The sequence below is a fragment of the Desmonostoc vinosum genome, from assembly GCF_059505385.1.
This window is the reverse complement of sequence record NZ_JCACKM010000328.1, coordinates 55,614-73,090: the sequence shown is the minus strand read 5'-3', so window position 1 is coordinate 73,090 and position 17,477 is coordinate 55,614. Positions and strand designations below refer to the sequence as shown.

Genomic DNA, 17,477 nt, shown 5'->3' with positions numbered 1-17,477 from the left:
CGTCCCCGCGTCCCCGCGTCCCCGCGTCCCCGCGTCCCCGCGTCCCCGCGTCCCCGCGTCCCCGCGTCCCCGCGTCCCCGCGTCCCCGCGTCTCCTTCATCTCCCTCATCCCCCCAGTCCCACTATCCTGTCCAGATAAATACAACACTGCGGCATCACCATCATTAACAATTTGCAAGGGGTTAGCAATGTTGGCTTTGCGGAGCGCTCGTTGCAGCAACAGGACATCACGAGGATTATCCTCTACAAGCAGAATAGTGTCTTGCTCTTGACTCATGAAATTTTTTGCACAAGTATTTATTGAAGAGATTTGAATCTGGGGATTCAGAGAATTTTAAAGGTTTTTAACTAATTCGCCGTAAGTCTCCCACTGAATTCGGTACTCCAAATCAGTGGTGGGATATAAGGCGGGCTGCGACGATTGCATCTTTAAGCAATTCTTCCCGTAAGGAAGACAGAGAAAAGATGTATGAGGAGTAGCCAAATATTTTCGGAACCATGTTACTGAAATATGTATATAATAGTAACAGGTCGATATTTGGAGAAGTCGAGATGAGGCGACAAGCGGTAAAAGTCAGACTATACCCCACCGATGAACAAGTTCAGGTGTTAGCTCAACATTTTGGTTGTGCGCGTTGGTGGTGGAATTATGGGTTGAACCAATGTGTTGAAACCTACAAGGCAACTGGTAAAAGCTTGTCCCAATCTGGACTCAATTCTTTATTGCCAGGACTCAAAAAAGCAAAAGAAACAGAATGGCTAGGGGAATGTTATTCACAGGTTTTGCAGTCTGTAAGCCTCAACCTTAGCCGTGCGTATCAAAACTTTTTTGAAGGTAGAGCCAAATATCCAAGATTCAAATCAAAACACCATCGACAATCAATTCAATACCCCCAAAAAGTCAAACAGGTTGATAGTTGCTTGAAGTTTCCCGGTAAGTTGGGAAGTGTAAAAGCCAAAATCCACCGACCTCTGGATGGGGCAATTAAGACTGTAACTGTTAGCAAATGCCCAACAGGTAAATACTACGCATCAGTTTTGATGGAATACGTTCGCGTAGCGTCTGTGACAGGAGAAGGTGATTACCCATTAGCAAAAAAAGATGGGAAGACTATTGGAATTGATTTAGGAATCAAAGATTTTGCAATTACCTACGACGGGGATAAAGTATCCAAATATTCCAATCCGAGACATCTATCTAAATATGAAAAGAAATTAGCTGTCAAACAACGCATTGCTGCACGAAAAAACAAAGGTAGCAATCGTCGTAGAAAAGCTAACAAGATTGTTGCTAGGGTATACGAACTCTTTAGCAATGTCCGCCAAGACTACCTACACAAATTATCTAGAAAGATAGTTGATAACTATCAGATTGTTGTAGTCGAAAACCTAAACGTCAAGGGCATGATGACGCTTGAAGACTCGCTAACGCTTCGCTATCGTAACCATAAACTAGCTGCATCTATATCTGATACAGGATGGGGAACCTTTGTGAACTTTCTAAGCTACAAATTAGAGCGTAGCGGTGGAAAGTTGATAGAAATAAATCGATGGTTCCCCAGTTCCAAGCTTTGCTCTAATTGTCATTATCAGATATCTGAGTTGTCGCTAGATGTGAGAACTTGGACTTGCCCAAGTTGCGGCACTCATCACGATAGAGATGGTAATGCAGCGATGAATATTAGAGCCGAAGGGATCAGAATGCTTGCCCTGAGCGTAGTCGAAGGGCTGTCCTCAACGGGCACTTACTACAACGAGGGGAACCCCCGCAACGTAGTGTCCTCCTCTGGGACGGGGGAGGCTAACGCCAATGGAGAGGATGTAAGACCAATTCGCGGGCGCAAACCCAAGATGCGGCAATCTTCTGTGAAGTTGGAAGCTCACACTGTACCGTCAGGTCAGTGTGGGTAGTTCACATAATCTCAACTTGAATAAGTCAGGATGCCCGCCGAAATCAGCTGATCAGTTTTACACATCTGCGAGGTACAGATGACTGCTACGGTCAATATTTCTCAAACCAGTCCTTCTGGAGTCAATTCTCACACTTTATTTGTCTGCAAGACCTGTGCCAGTGTGTGGCAGGATGGAAAACGCTTGGGTGAAAGTGGTGGTCAAAAGCTATTACAGCAACTTCAGCAACTTGCACAAGATTGGGAATTACGAGATGATTTTCTCATTCAAGAAGTTGAATGTATGAGTGCTTGTAATCGTTCCTGTGTCGTCGCTTTTACTGCCCAAGGTAAATTAACATATTTATTTGGTGATTTGGCTGTTGATGGCAGTGCAACGGCTGTTTTGGAATGTGCTAGTCAATACTATGCTAAGCCTGATGGGTTACTACCTTGGTCAGAACGACCTGAAGCCCTGAAAAAGGGTATTTTGGCTAGAATTCCATCTTTATCGTAAAGGGGGTTGGGAACTGGGCTTCTCCTGTCAAAGACGCCCTTGCTAGCTTGCTTAAGGGGAGGGGTACGACTTCGCTCAGTCCACGGGGATTGGGGTAGTGGTAATTAGGGTTTGCTGATGCGCGTTTTAATTCTGGGGGGGACGGGGGAAGCAGCAGAATTAGCTGCGAGAGTGGCGACTATACCAGGAATTGAGGTCATCAACTCTTTAGCTGGTCGTACTAGTACGCCGTCAGTTCCGTTGGGTGATCTGCGGATTGGGGGTTTCGGTGGGGCGGTGGGATTAGCAAGTTATCTGCGTCAGATGAGGATTGATGTGCTGATTGATGCAACACACCCTTTTGCTACTCAGATTTCCAGTAATGCGGCGGTGGCAACTATTGAGGTTGATATACCTCGTTTGATGTTAGTTCGTCCCCCTTGGGAGAAGGTAAGTGACGATCGCTGGCTTGAAGTTGATAGTGTTCAAGCCGCAGCTGCAAGCTTGCAAAATCAGTCACAACGGGTATTTTTAACGGTTGGTAGGCAAGAACTTGCTGCTTTTGCTCATCTGAAAGAAATTTGGTTCTTGATGCGGATGATTGAACCTCCTGATGCTGATGCTTTGGTGCCGTTGGGAATTGTATTATGCGATCGCGGCCCTTTTGCTCTCAATCATGAGCGAGAAATTCTCATGCGCTACAAGATTGATGCGATCGTGAGCAAAAATAGCGGTGGTGATGCAACTTATGCCAAAATTATGGCCGCGCGAGAACTAGGTGTCAAGGTTGTGATGGTGAACCGCCCAGCTATACCGCCTGGTGAGATGGTTACTAATGCTGGTAGTGCTGTGGCTTGGTTGCTGGAGAAGTTATCCAATTGTTCATGACGAGCTACTTTCACACTGTGATTATATGAAATTTTATATGAGATTTATGTGTTTAATAGTTGCAAAATATTAGTTTAATATTGCTACATTAATATAAAGCTGCTTGTTAACATCACGTAATAGTTTACTGTTTGTATGTGTGATACTTTATCTATAAAATAGTTGTTTATTATCAATGTAATCAACACAATATAATAGAGGAATTAATGTTAAGAAAAATCGGTGCAAAAGCTACTATTTTAACTTTAATCAGTACTTGTTTAATAAGTTGTGGAAGTGCCACAGTTGAGGAATACGAACAATTTGCTGAAGCTGGTAAAAACTACACTATTGCTCTTGATAGTTTACTAGAAACTTCCGGTAACTATTTTGTTGATGCCAACTCAGAAAGACTTATTAGAAATGATTTAGGAAAGCCGGAAACAGATCAAAAAAATTATGAAGATGTCACAAAAAGTGATGAGCAATGGCTAATATTAATTGGGCGAATGCGTCGCCATACTGGACTAGTCAGGCGTTACTTTGAACAATTAGGGAAATTAGCAGGTTCAGATGCTTCTCAAAGAGGTGAAAAAGCAACTGCAAAAATTGCAACAGAGTTAGTTAGTCTGGGTAATTCTATTCGCGAAACACCTCCGGTTAATTCTTCAAGTGCCGCATTAGTTACCTCAAAATTAACTAATATTATTATTAAAGTGAAAATTGGAGGGGCACTTAAAAGAGAAATCAATGCCAGAAAAGATGCAATTTATAAAGAACTCGAAACTCAAGATTTAGTTTTACAGCTATTAAAACAACAACTACAAACAAACATTAGAACTATTCAAAATAATCAAGATGAGCGCTTAGTATTTCAACCCTACGTTGATGAAACACCGATTAGCGCTCAAGATGATTGGATTGCGAAGCGCCGAGAAATTCGCACGATGACGTTACAGGTAGAAGCTTTAGAAAATGCTAGTAAAGCATCTGAAGCTTTTAAGGAAGCTTTTAAGGCTCTTTTAGAAGATGACTTTAATCTCGCACGAGCGAATAGTTTTTTATTAGATGTTGACACGCTTTTAAAAGTTGCTGAAGAATTAAAAGAACAGTCTGAAGCTAAATGAGGGGGATGATATGGTACATGATCTTAGTAATGAAAACACAAAACGCCGCTTAGATTTTCATAAAAAGATTAGTAATTTTGATGCAAAATTATACAAACCTGGGATAGAAAATAAATTCGCTGATGATGGACAAAAGGGAAGTTTTACAGAAAAACGTATTGAGTTCTCTAAGTATGTGCAGTGTGTAGAGCGTGACATTGCAACTATTCTCTTAAACCAGCTGGAAGCAAATTCAGTAGAATTTGAAAATGGTATAGATAAATTAGACCAGGAGATTACATCTATTGATAATACAATAGGATTTCTTGATTTATTTGGTCGCGTACTTAACACTATAGGTAGAATTGTTCGCCTGGTTTAAAAATTGAGCGCTTGGGAAAAGATTGATTTCGATAACATTCCATGCACACCTTTTTGTGGGCTATTTACAACCTGAGTAATATGAAAATTGACTGCTAAGCTACATAATACGTAAGCATCTTCTGGAGACAATTTTGTCAATTTTTGTAGCAGGTCAATCATATTTTTTAAAGCCAATTCTAAGGCTTCATCTAAGGTTTGACTAAAACCCATAGTGATGATATCTGTTGGTGTTTCTGCGATTGGTGTTGTTAGTTGTAAATCTTTGCGAAGTTTGAGTATAATTCTGCCGTTCATTGAAGTTTCAATAGCAGTAACATTCACTTCGCCATCTCCCTGTGCTGAATGTCCATCCCCAATAGAAAATAAGGCACCTGGGACGAAAATAGGCAAAAATATACGAGAACCTGCTTGTAATTCTCGGTTATCGATATTACCACCATAACAACCTGGTGGAACGGAAGTTCGAGACGTTTCTGGAGTGGCAACACCAAGGATACCAAAAAAGGGTTTGAGAGGAATTTTGATGCCTGTGCCTTGAGGAAATTCGGCTACGTTATTTGATAAATCGAGAGGAATAAATCTTAAGGCTGGTTGCTGAAATTGTTGTGATAAGGCTCCCCAACCTGTACGAATGGCATTGAAGCCTATACTTAAACGAGGTGCGATCGCCTCTAATTTTACTTCCAAAACATCCCCAGGTTCAGCATCACGCATGTAAATTGGCCCTGTCAATAAATGCGGCCCTCCAGCTACTTTGCGTTCTGGGGCGAGATTTTGGCAGATATCAACAAACTCTGGTGTGAGAAATTCTGCTGGTGCTTTGTCATAAACATAGTAACCAGTGTAAGTTTCCACATCGATAGTGTCGCCAGAATCGATAGTCAGTGCTGGTTCTAGTAAATGCGAGAAACCACCCAGATGTACGGTTTTTTTAGTAGCTTTTAGGATGTGGTGGGGCATGGGGAATTTATAATTCGTAATTCGTAATTATTTATTCTCCCTCATCTTTTGGTTGGTGAGCGTAGCCCTATGGGGAAGCAAGCTACGCGTAGCACCTCTGACACCAGAAGTCGAACCACACTTCCCTCATCTCTTCACTGATATAGCCAAACGCGTAACAAGGAGAGTAACTGTTCAGTATCTACAGGTTTGGTGATGTAGTCTGATGCGCCGGATTCGATGCATTTTTCGCGATCGCCTTGCATGGCTTTGGCGGTAAGTGCAATGATTGGTAGGGTTTTATATTGCTCCTCCAGCCGAATTAAGCGGATTGTTTCGTAACCATCCATCTCTGGCATCATGATATCCATCAAAACGACATCAATATCTGGTGTATTTTCCAGAGTGGTAATACCTTCTCGACCATCTTCAGCATATAAAACCTGCATTTGATAGCGTTCTAGCATACTTGTTAGGGCAAAGATGTTACGCATATCGTCGTCTATGATTAGTACTTTCTTGCCTATAAGTAAGTGGTCTATTGAGTGTAATTGTTCAAGAAGTTCTTGTTTTGGCGTGGGTAAATCGGCCTGGACTCGGTGGAGAAATAATGCTGTTTCATCAAGGAGGCGTTCGGGCGATCGCACATCTTTAATAATAATTGTTTCTGCGATCCGCCTGAGTTCAGTTTCTTGGGCTTTGGTAATTTCTCGACCAGTATAAACGATGATGGGTAAGGTTTCCCCATTGGGTTGTTGCTTGATTTGCTCAATGAGTTCAAATCCAGTCATGTCTGGTAGTCCTAAATCGAGAACGAGGCAATCAAAATACTGAGTGCGGATGGCTTCTAGGGCTGCTGCACCAGTGGCGACAGCAGTAGTAGCAACGTCGCTGTTGCCAATTAGCTCAACGATGCTATGACGTTGTGTATCATCATCTTCGACAATCAGCAAATTCTTGACTCGTCGCTCAATAAAACCTTTAATTTTATTCAAAGCTTGGGAAATCGTCTCGCGGGTAACGGGCTTTTGCAGATATGCGATCGCTCCTAGTTGTAAACTGCGCTGTTTGCCTTCTTCAACTGTAATAATGTGTACGGGAATATGGCGTGTATTTGGGTCGTGCTTCAAACGATCTAATACTGTCCAGCCATCCATTTCTGGTAAACGGATGTCTAACAACACAGCTGATGGTAGAAAGCGCTGTGCCAGCGTTAAACCTGCATTACCGTTTTGGGCTGCTATCACCTTAAATCCTTGTTGTTGCGCCATATCGATGAGGATACGTGCAAAATTAGTATCATCCTCGACAATCAATAATACTCGATCGCCACTTTCGATGTTGGTGCGATCGTCGCTAATAATTGCTGTTAGCGGTAGCGGGGTATTTAGCCAGTGCTGAGTTTTGTTAGCAGTAGCGGGGCGTTCAGCCGGTGCTGAGTGGGGGGTGAGGAGTTGTTTTGATGTCAACTCAGGACTGAATTGTGGTAGGTAAAAGGTAAAAGTGCTACCTTGACCGGGACGGCTGACAAGTTTAATTTCTCCGCCAAATAGACGGGCGATTTCGCGGCTAATTGATAAGCCTAACCCTGTACCACCATATTTCCGGCTGGTAGTACCATCAGCTTGCTGAAATGCCTCGAAAATAATTTTCTGCTTTTCGGGGGCAATGCCAATGCCTGTATCGCTGACTGAGAAGGCAATTACACTCTGAGCGTGATTTAAGATTTCTTGGTCGGGACTCCATCCTTGTGCTGCTGCTTCTATGTGTAAACGCACCTCTCCTCGTTCGGTAAATTTAAATGCATTGGAAAGGAGATTTGTCAAGACTTGTTGCAAGCGTTTTGTATCGGTATGGATGGCTTTTGGTGTTTCGGGAGTTGCCGCAATTGTGAAAGCTAGTCCTTTGGTTTGGGCAACTTGCCCAAAAGTACGCTCAATTTGACCAGTTAACTCTGCTAGCAGCATCTGGTTCATGTCAATCGTCATAGTTCCAGATTCAATTTTGGCGAGATCGAGGATGTCGTTGATTAACGACAAAAGATCAGTACCTGCGGAGTAGATTGTCTGGCAGTATTCGATTTGCTTAGCGCTAAGGTTGTTATCTATGTTATCTGCCAACAGCCTAGCCAAAATTAATAAGCTGTTGAGTGGTGTCCGTAGTTCGTGGGACATGTTAGCCAGAAACTCAGATTTGTATTTTGATGAGAGTGCTAGTTGTTCTGCCTTTTCTTCTAGAGATTGTCTTGCTTGTTCTATTTCGCGATTTTTGCGCTCGACTTCTTTCTTTTGCTGCGCTAGTAACTCTGCCTTTTCTTCTAACTCGGCGTTGGTTTGTTGTAATTCTTCTTGCTGTCCTCTCAATAAATCTTCGGATGTTTTGAGAGATTGGGCTTGTTGTTCAAGGCGCTTGTTAGTTTCCTTGAGTTCGTTTTGCTGGGTTTGCAATTCCTCCGCTAAAGACTGCGATTGCTTGAGTAATTCTTCAGTCCGCATGGAAGCGGCGATCGTATTGAGGACGATCGCAATACTTTCGGTGAGTTGGTCGAAGAAGGTTAAATGAATTTCGCTGAAGCGGCGGAAGGAAGCTAATTCAATCACCGCTGTCACTTGTCCTTCAAAGAGTACGGGTAAGACGACGGCGTTTAGTGGAGTTGCTTCTCCTAAACCAGAGGAGATTTTGATATAGTCATCAGGCACTTGTGTCAGCAGAATCCGTTCTTTTTCTAGGGCACACTGTCCTACTAAACCTTCACCCAAAAAGAAGCGGTGGGCTAGATGTCTGCGTTCGCGATAAGCATAGGTACTAATGAGTTTTAAATACGACGTATTTTCGGGGTTTTCCATGAGATAGAAGACGCCGTGCTGCGCTCCCACCAGGGGCGCTAGTTCTGAGAGAATTAATTTCGATACAGTTTCCAGGTCTCGTTGACCTTGGAGCATTCGGGTAAATTTGGCTAGGTTAGTTTTCAACCAATCCTGTTCGGTGTTTTTCTGCGTTGTCTCTCGCAGATTGGCGATCATTTGGTTGATGTTGTCTTTGAGGATTGCGACTTCGCCTAAAGCCTCGACGGCAATCGACCGGGTTAAATCGCCCTTGGTTACGGCTGTTGCTACTTCGGCGATCGCCCTTAGCTGAGTTGTGAGTGTTGCAGCCAGTTCGTTCACGTTGTCGGTCAAATCTTTCCAGGTGCCGGCTGCCCCCGGTACTCTAGCTTGACCACCTAATTTCCCTTCGATGCCCACTTCCCTCGCTACGGTAGTTACCTGATTGGCAAAGGTAGCGAGGGTATCGATCATTTCGTTGATTGTCTCTGCCAAGGTTTCTATTTCTCCCTTGGCATCTAACATCAGTTTGCGTTTTAAGTCTCCATTGGCAACCGCCGTCACAACTCTAGCAATCCCGCGCACCTGTGCGGTTAAGTTCCCCGCCATCGAGTTCACGTTATCTGTTAAATCTTTCCAAGTTCCTGCTACTCCTTGGACTTGGGCTTGACCGCCTAATTTTCCTTCGGTTCCCACTTCCCTCGCCACCCGCGTAACTTCACTGGCAAAGGAACTGAGTTGATCCACCATTGTATTGATGGTATTCTTCAAGTCGAGGATTTCCCCTTTGACATCAACGGTAATTTTCTTGGAGAGGTCGCCATTGGCTACAGCTTTCGTGACTTCGGCAATGTTGCGGACTTGGGCTGTCAAGTTCCCCGCCATCAAGTTAAAATTGTCTGTCAAATCTTTCCAGGTGCCGGCAACTCCCCTGACATAGGCTTGTACGCCTAATTTCCCTTCGGTTCCCACTTCCCTTGCTACCCTTGTGACTTCACTGGCAAAGGAATTGAGTTGATCCACCATCGTGTTGATGGTGTTTTTGAGTTCTAAAATTTCACCTTTGACATCAACGGTGATTTTCTTGGAGAGGTCGCCATTGGCTACTGCTGTTGTTACCTCCGCAATGTTGCGGACTTGGGCTGTCAAGCTACCCGCCATGAAGTTCACACTATCGGTGAGATCCTTCCAAGTGCCGGCTACGCCCTTGACTTCGGCTTGCACGCCTAATTTCCCTTCGGTTCCCACTTCCCTAGCAACTCGTGTCACTTCACTAGCAAAGGAATTGAGTTGATCCACCATCGTGTTAACGGTGTTTTTGAGTTCAAGAATTTCGCCTTTGACATCTACAGAAATTTTCTTAGAGAGGTCACCGTTGGCTACGGCTGTGGTGACGGCGGCGATGTTACGGACTTGGGCTGTTAAGCTACCCGCCATGAAGTTCACACTATCTGTAAGATCCTTCCAAGTGCCAGCGACACCTCTGACATCGGCTTGCACACCCAGTTTACCCTCGCTGCCCACTTCCCTTGCTACCCTTGTAACTTCACTAGCAAAGGAATTGAGTTGATCCACCATGATGTTGATGGTGTTTTTAAGTTCCAAAATTTCGCCTTTGACGGCGACTGTAATTTTCTTAGAAAGGTCGCCGTTGGCGATCGCTGTGGCAACTTCGGCGATGTTCCGCACCTGATCGGTAAGGTTCCCTGCCATCATATTCACCGCACCGGTTAAGTCTTTCCAAGTGCCGGCAACTCCCTTCACCTCAGCTTGCACACCCAGTTTTCCCTCGGTTCCCACTTCCCGCGCTACCCTTGTGACTTCACTAGCAAAGGAACTGAGTTGATCCACCATCGTGTTGATGGTGTTTTTGAGTTCCAAAATTTCGCCCTTAACGTCAACGGTGATTTTCTTGGATAAGTCACCAGTTGCCACCGCTGTTGTGACTTCGGCAATGTTGCGGACTTGGGCTGTTAAACTACCCGCCATGAAGTTTACACTATCTGTGAGATCCTTCCAAGTGCCAGCGACGCCCCTGACATCGGCTTGCACACCCAGTTTTCCCTCGCTGCCCACTTCCCGCGCCACCCTTGTGACTTCACTAGCAAAGGAATTGAGTTGATCCACCATCGTGTTGATGGTGTTTTTGAGTTCCAAAATTTCGCCCTTAACGTCAACGGTGATTTTCTTGGATAAGTCACCAGTTGCCACCGCTGTTGTGACTTCGGCAATGTTGCGGACTTGGGCTGTTAAACTACCCGCCATGAAGTTCACACTATCTGTGAGATCCTTCCAAGTACCCGCTACTCCCTTAACGTCTGCTTGTACGCCTAGCTTACCTTCGCTGCCTACTTCCCGTGCTACCCTTGTGACTTCACTAGCAAAGGAACTGAGTTGATCCACCATGATATTGATGGTGTTTTTGAGTTCGAGAATCTCACCTTTGACATTGACAGTAATTTTTTTCGAGAGATCGCCGTTGGCAATGGCCGTGGCAACTTCGGCAATGTTCCGTACCTGTCCGGTAAGATTACCCGCCATTAAGTTAACGTTATCTGTCAAGTCTTTCCAAGTCCCGGCTACTCCCCCAACTTCGGCTTGCACGCCCAGTTTCCCCTCGGTTCCCACTTCCCTTGCTACCCTTGTGACTTCACTGGCGAAAGAATTGAGTTGATCCACCATCGTGTTGATGGTGTTTTTGAGTTCGAGAATCTCACCTTTGACATCAACGGTGATTTTTTTGGATAAGTCACCGTTAGCTACCGCTGTGGTGACTTCGGCAATGTTGCGTACTTGGGCTGTTAAACTGCCTGCCATGAAGTTCACACTATCTGTGAGATCCTTCCAAGTCCCTGCTACTCCCCGGACTTGGGCTTGACCACCTAATTTTCCTTCTGCACCCACTTCTCGCGCTACCCTTGTGACTTCACTGGCAAAGGAATTGAGTTGATCCACCATGATGTTGACAGTGTTTTTCAACTCTAAAATTTCGCCTTTGACATCAACAGTGATTTTCTTGGAGAGGTCGCCGTTAGCTACCGCCGTTGTCACCTCCGCAATATTACGGACTTGGGCTGTCAAGTTACCTGCCATTAAATTGACGTTATCTGTTAAGTCTTTCCAAGTTCCAGCTACGCCTTGTACTTCGGCTTGCACGCCCAGTTTCCCCTCGGTTCCCACCTGACGGGCAACCCGCGTCACCTCACTAGCAAAAGAGTTGAGCTGATCTACCATCGTGTTGACGGTGTTTTTGAGTTCGAGAATTTCGCCTTTGACATCTACTGTAATTTTTTTCGACAGGTCGCCATTAGCAATGGCTGTGGCAACTTCGGCAATGTTCCGTACCTGTCCGGTAAGATTACCCGCCATCAAGTTGACGTTATCTGTCAAGTCCTTCCAAGTTCCGGCTACTCCCAATACTTCAGCTTGTACGCCTAGTTTCCCTTCGGTTCCCACTTCCCGCGCCACTCTTGTGACTTCACTGGCAAAGGAACCGAGTCGTTCTACCATGGTGTTAACGATGTTGGCAGTTTGCAGAAATTCCCCTTGTAAGGGTCTGCCTTGGATTTCTGGGGCGATGGTTTGAGATAAATCGCCACTAGCCACAGCCCTGATCACACGGGTAGTTTCCGCTGTTGGTTGGACTAAATCTGTGATTAGTGTATTGACCGAGGTAACACAATCTCGCCAAGAACCATGAACATTTCCTACAGAAGCGCGTTCAGTAATTTTGCCTTCTTTACCAACGACATTCCCAATTCGCTGTAACTCTGCTGCCATCCGCTCATTCTGGTCGATAATATCGTTGAGCGTATCAACTATTTTTCCTGCTATGCCAGTTTGGTCTATGGGCATCCGAACAGAAAAATCACCTTTTTTCACAGCATTTAGTGTTTTTAACAATTCTTTTAAATCAAGATGATCGCTATCTCTTGTTAACTGTTCAGTTGCCATAGATTTTCCCTATAAAAATTCTTGTATTTTTTATAACCCCGTACTTGCTTAAGGGCAAATTACATCACAAAACAGAGAGTGGAAAATGGTGATGGGTAAAAATTAAGTGCAATAGCTAAGCTCAAGAATTGCTTTGTTTTTTAGCTTTGCACGCTCGCTGAGTTACTCCCCTGATGCACCTAGCCTAGTATATATAATAATTTTGCTGGCGTTATCTGGAACACCATAGACCATCATAACTAGTTAAATTTTAATTTTAGACAAATAGCCTGCAAATATTTTAGGCGATCGCCTTTGATCGCCAAATCATGCCCAAATAGGCAACACCTTAAATCTGAATCAGGGAGTGCAAAGCATAATATTGATAATTACTCTCATTAGAGAGTCTAAATCATCTGGGACGCGATACAACAAGAGGTCTTGGGTAATCTGATTTGCTGGGAGTACATAATTACCGAACTGCCAAATATCTCCAGTACTGACTGCACCAATTAGAGGAGTTGTGGAATTAGGGTTTAAACCCAACCATTGACTCAAGGCAATTAGTTCTACTGCCAGTTGCGTGAAACCCCTAGTTAAGTCAGCTTGTTTGGCCTCGATAATCAAAATGCGATTTTGTTTGTATATGTAGTAGTCTAGTTCACCCTTGAGTTGGTCATTAACTTCAATTGGATATTCAATATTCAGATTTGCACCCGTAATCCGGATTAATTCCAGAATAATAGGGGATATCAGAATCTCTCGACGGGCGGTTTCGCTTGTGAGGCTGATGTGTGGTAATGTGTCTTCAATACGTTGCCGTAAGTCATTTAGCGAAGCAAGTTCACCAGAATATTGAGCCAGGTTCAGACGCTGCCGCACTAAAGTACATCCAAACTCTGCCAAAATATCAGCAGGGGCAAACCTCAGTTTAAAATAGTCTGCAAAAGTATAAGATTGCTCTGGTTTAAGAATTTGGGGATAATGTTGGGGCTGTCCTGGAGAAGTCATATAGTCATTGGGAACAGGGAACAAAAAAGAATTTTTAACGTTTTTCCTTGGGACTGTTGTCTGCTTTTGTAAATAGCTGAGCAACTAGATAAACTATAGTACCTGCAAGCATTCCTGGAAGAACTTCGTACACAAGACTCGATAACTTAAATACTAAGCTCCAACTAATAGCAGCAGCAATGCCAACAATCATCATCAACATCGCCACAGGTGTAGTTACAGGCAACTGCCATACACGTAATATTAATAATGGGCCAAGACCCGAAGCCAATGCAGACCAAGAGAATGTGACTAACAAAAACACATTATCACTACCCGATAAGGCAATGCTTAAAACTATCATTGTCATAGTTAAAGTTCCTAATTTTGCTAGTTTATATGAATTAGCAAACTGAGGAAAAATGTCTTGGGTAATTGCTGCTGAACAACAGAGGATTTGTGAATCTGCGGTAGACATAGTAGCTGCAAATATGCCTGCTAGCATTAATCCCACAAATATAGAGGGTAACAATTCCTGTGCTAAATAGGGCAAAGCTAACTCTGGATCTCCTCCAGTCATCAATTCTGGTAGAAGAACTCGTGCTGCTAAACCGATACCAATTGCCGAAAAAGAGTTAATCAGACCACAAATAGTTTTAATATTGAGAGCGCGATTTATATTGTTAGCTGAGTCGATCGCCATCGCTCGTGTTAGGATATGAGGCTGTCCCACCACACCAAACCCAGCTACTATCCAACCAAAAAAAAAGGGCAAGAAGCCCAACGGCAGATTTTCGGGACTTAAACTCACCAGTTTGACATCAATAGCTGCAAGTTTTGTCCAGGCTGCTGCTAAACCATCACAGTTGACAATTGCGACAGTCAACAGCAACAGCAACGAACCAATCATAATTATCCCTTGGGCTGCATCTGTCCAAATTTCGGCACGTACACCCCCAGAAAAACAGTAAATAATGACGATGATCGCCCCAAGTACTATTCCTAAATAGTAGTCCCAACCAAACACCACATTCAGCGCTTTACTACCAGCAACCAATTGTGATGCGGCATAGGAACCAAGAAAAGCAATAATGATCACACCTGAGACAATCGAAATCCAGCGATTAGAGGTATTTTGAGCTAGTAAAGCAGAGACTGTATCAGATGAAGTTTCTTCAGAAATTTTTCTTAACCGCTGGAAAAAAAACCACCAGGCTAGATAGTCTCCAATCGCCCAACCAATTACTAGCCAAATAGAAGAAATTCCTATTTTGTAGGCAAAACCAACTTGACCCAAAAACAACAAGCCACTTTGACCAGTTGACATGGCTGACAATGCTGTTAACCAGGGATTGACTCCGCGACTGGCTAGTAAGTAATCAGCGGTTGTATTTTGTTTATGGGTTGCAGAGTAAATACCTACGCAGATAATTAAAACCAGAAAGCCAATGAAAGTAAAAGCAATCAACATTTGATTAGCCATAGGGAATGGGAAATAGTTTGTCTTATTTTCTGCAATGCCCTGAGCATAGCCGTACCCCTACGCTTAAGCAAGCTAAGTGTAGCGTCCCGCAGGCAAGTATTCCTTTTATAGGAATCAGAAACTCCCACAACTACTACGTGGCATATATATATTAAGTAAAAAATATTACTCATTAAGTATGTATTCGTTTCCTATCAAAAAATAGATTTTAAGTAATACTACTTTATTGTCAATTGATTTAATTTAATCAATACAAGCAGTAATCAGCCGAGTAATTACTCGTTTTGAATCTCTAAGGGAGGAAAATTATTAAATAAACTTTAAAATATTAAAAGTAGGTTAAGTAGGAAAAGTGGGTTATTTGTATAAACTTTTAAAAGCTGCCTAATATGCTGTAAGCTAATGCATAAGCGTAATTTTGCACCAATAAAATGTGTAAAATGCATCATAGATGAACAATTGTTGAAGTTCGGTTAATGCCGCTAGCAAACCATGATTGTAATCTTAGTAACAAAACGTGAACTCTTAAAAAAATATATATCGGCGAAACAGTAACAGGTTAAAAGCATTCAATCAACAGTTGAATAACATATTAAATGATGAAAGAATGAGGAGATATTAAAGAAAAGTAACAAAAAGTTAGAATAATTATTGAGTTGTATGAAACAATCTAATAGTAGGAGAAAGCGAGGAATTGTACTGACTCCTGCCGGATTAAAGCGTTTACAGGCAGCAATTCTGGCTTTGGAGACGGCAAAAAACAACGGCGATCACTTTACGCTAGAACAGTTGGGCGATCGCATGAATTTATCTGCGAAAACACTGAGCCGATTATGGTCATTGGATGTAGGGGTAGATCAAAGAACGCTGAGGATTTGCTTTAGTGCTTTAAACTTGGAATTACATAGAGAAGATTATACAAACCTCAATGAACTAGATCAGACAGAAACTTTGTCAGCGCACTCCCTGAGTTTAGATTCAAAAGATACAGATTTATTAGTTAGCGCCCAGTATAAGCAATTTGAACATTTTTGGTCATACCCGGATGGTCTTGTACCGCTAGATTCTCCATTTTATGTTGAGCGTCCGCCGATAGAAGAACTAGTTTATCGAGAAATAACTCAACCCGGTTGTGTGATTCGGATTCGCGCCCCCAGACACATGGGTAAGAGTTCTCTGGTATTGCGACTATTAGCTTTTGCACAGATGCAAGGGTATTGCATAGTAAATCTCAACTGTTACCAGATAGATTCTGAGTGTCTCACTAATCTCAACAAGTTGCTGCGTTGTTTTTGTTGGCATGTCGCCAGAGAATTAGACATAGACCCCAAGTTGAATAAAATATGGGATGATGAAATTGGTAGTAAGCTCAGTTGTAGCTTTTATTTTCAAAGCTATTTGCTTAAACAAATTCAAAATCCAGTAGTTTTAGTATTAAACGAAGTTGATCGTTTTTTTGAATACCCTCACATTGCTCAGGAATTTTTTGCCCTATTGCGTTCGTGGTGTGAGGAAGCACAACATAGTCCCAATTGGCAAAAACTCAAGTTAGTGGTAGTTTACTCCACAGAAGAGTATGTCACTCTGGATATTAACCGTTCTCCATTTAATATTGGACTACCCATCCGGCTGCCAGAATTTACCCAACAACAGATCCAAGACTTAGCAGAGCGGCACGGGCTAGACTGGAGTAATGGCGAGGAATCTGCTCAACTAATGTCACTTGTAGGTGGTCATCCTGCTTTGATTCGGATTGCACTATATTACCTTTGTTCTCAGGTTATTACTCTTGCAGAACTGATAGAAGATGCGATCGCCAATGGTAGCATTTATCGCCATCACTTATGGCAACTGTGGATACAACTGCAAGAAAAACCCGCTTTAGCAAAGACATATGCTGAACTTGTCAAAGCAGATCAAAGTGTATCTATCAATCCTATTGAAACTTATAAGCTAGATAGTCTAGGCTTGATTCGCTTTGAAGGCGATCGCATTTTACCAAGTTGCGAACTTTACCGCATTTATTTTAAAAAACAACTATCGACAATTTTGTAACATTTAGTCGAATGGCGCGACCAGGCTAATTTAGTGCTTAAATTTTCTTGTGGGGCGGGTCGAAAAGCCAGCCATGGACGGGCGAGACGCCCATCCCACAAGAGTTTTTCTATTACACTATTTTAGTCTTGCCACGTTACTACTAAACTGTTTCAGCTAAAATAGTGCAATAAATTTTGTAGGTTGGGTTGAGGAACGTAGACGCCTGGAGGGCGGCTTCCCGCAGGGTAAACCAACACCGATGTTCATGTTGGGTTGAACGGAGTTCAACCCAACCTACATCTAATGCATTACTTTAACTCTGATTCTTTCCCCCTGCTCCCCTACCTGCAATTTGTATCAACCTTAAAGTAAAACGGTATTAGCCCTAATCCCTAGCCCCTAATACTTTGCTCAAACAATAAGCGCTATCACAGATGGTCAGTATTATGAAATGCATTATTTAGACGATAATTAATATTTATTGCTGTCATGAAAAACTAACTTAAAAGACAGTTAGGACAGTTAAGA

The 17,477-nt window shown here is 43.1% G+C and carries 11 protein-coding genes; 6 read left to right on the top strand and 5 right to left on the bottom strand.

The features are described 5' to 3' along the window. A partial coding sequence (locus tag AC5JMF_RS32850) for a response regulator (protein WP_495799896.1) occupies window positions 1-277 on the bottom strand: 277 nt, incomplete at its 3' end. A gap of 275 nt (window positions 278-552) precedes the next feature. On the opposite strand from AC5JMF_RS32850, the gene AC5JMF_RS32845 reads away from it, so the two are divergent. The 5 genes from AC5JMF_RS32845 (at window position 553) to AC5JMF_RS32825 (ending at window position 4,740) form a co-directional block, all read left to right on the top strand. Beyond that, the gene (locus AC5JMF_RS32845; protein WP_495799895.1) at window positions 553-1,911 is read left to right on the top strand and encodes an RNA-guided endonuclease InsQ/TnpB family protein; all 1,359 of its coding nucleotides are present in this window, start codon (window positions 553-555) and stop codon (window positions 1,909-1,911) included. A gap of 78 nt (window positions 1,912-1,989) precedes the next feature. Further along, window positions 1,990-2,406 (top strand): DUF1636 domain-containing protein, encoded by a 417-nt coding sequence (locus tag AC5JMF_RS32840; protein WP_495799894.1) that lies wholly within the window; start codon window positions 1,990-1,992, stop codon window positions 2,404-2,406. Between the two features lie 117 nt (window positions 2,407-2,523). Beyond that, window positions 2,524-3,273 carry a cobalt-precorrin-6A reductase gene (locus AC5JMF_RS32835; RefSeq protein ID WP_495799893.1) on the top strand — a complete coding sequence of 250 codons (750 nt, stop codon included), beginning with the start codon at window positions 2,524-2,526 and terminating at the stop codon, window positions 3,271-3,273. A 206-nt stretch (window positions 3,274-3,479) separates the two neighbouring features. Then, window positions 3,480-4,379, top strand: coding sequence for a hypothetical protein (locus AC5JMF_RS32830; RefSeq protein ID WP_495799892.1), 900 nt, complete (start codon window positions 3,480-3,482; stop codon window positions 4,377-4,379). A 10-nt stretch (window positions 4,380-4,389) separates the two neighbouring features. Then, on the top strand, window positions 4,390-4,740 hold the full coding sequence (locus AC5JMF_RS32825; protein WP_495799891.1) for a hypothetical protein: 351 nt from the start codon (window positions 4,390-4,392) through the stop codon (window positions 4,738-4,740). Here the strand turns inward: AC5JMF_RS32825 and AC5JMF_RS32820 are convergent. The 4 genes from AC5JMF_RS32820 to AC5JMF_RS32805 form a co-directional block, all read right to left on the bottom strand. Further along, window positions 4,737-5,702, bottom strand: coding sequence for an acetamidase/formamidase family protein (locus AC5JMF_RS32820; protein ID WP_495799890.1), 966 nt, complete (start codon window positions 5,700-5,702; stop codon window positions 4,737-4,739). The two genes, AC5JMF_RS32825 and AC5JMF_RS32820, sit on opposite strands and share 4 nt — an antisense overlap. Window positions 5,703-5,836: 134 nt before the next feature. Further along, window positions 5,837-12,460 carry a hybrid sensor histidine kinase/response regulator gene (locus AC5JMF_RS32815; RefSeq protein ID WP_495799889.1) on the bottom strand — a complete coding sequence of 2,208 codons (6,624 nt, stop codon included), beginning with the start codon at window positions 12,458-12,460 and terminating at the stop codon, window positions 5,837-5,839. 339 nt (window positions 12,461-12,799) lie between these two features. Continuing rightward, window positions 12,800-13,450, bottom strand: a complete 651-nt coding sequence (locus AC5JMF_RS32810; RefSeq protein ID WP_495799888.1) for a hypothetical protein — start codon at window positions 13,448-13,450, stop codon at window positions 12,800-12,802. Window positions 13,451-13,484: 34 nt separating this feature from the next. Further along, window positions 13,485-14,912: a sodium/proline symporter gene (locus tag AC5JMF_RS32805; RefSeq protein WP_495799887.1), complete on the bottom strand. Its 1,428-nt coding sequence runs from the start codon at window positions 14,910-14,912 to the stop codon at window positions 13,485-13,487. A gap of 660 nt (window positions 14,913-15,572) precedes the next feature. On the opposite strand from AC5JMF_RS32805, the gene AC5JMF_RS32800 reads away from it, so the two are divergent. After that, window positions 15,573-16,967: an AAA-like domain-containing protein gene (locus AC5JMF_RS32800; protein WP_495799886.1), complete on the top strand. Its 1,395-nt coding sequence runs from the start codon at window positions 15,573-15,575 to the stop codon at window positions 16,965-16,967. Window positions 16,968-17,477: the final 510 nt, after the last annotated feature.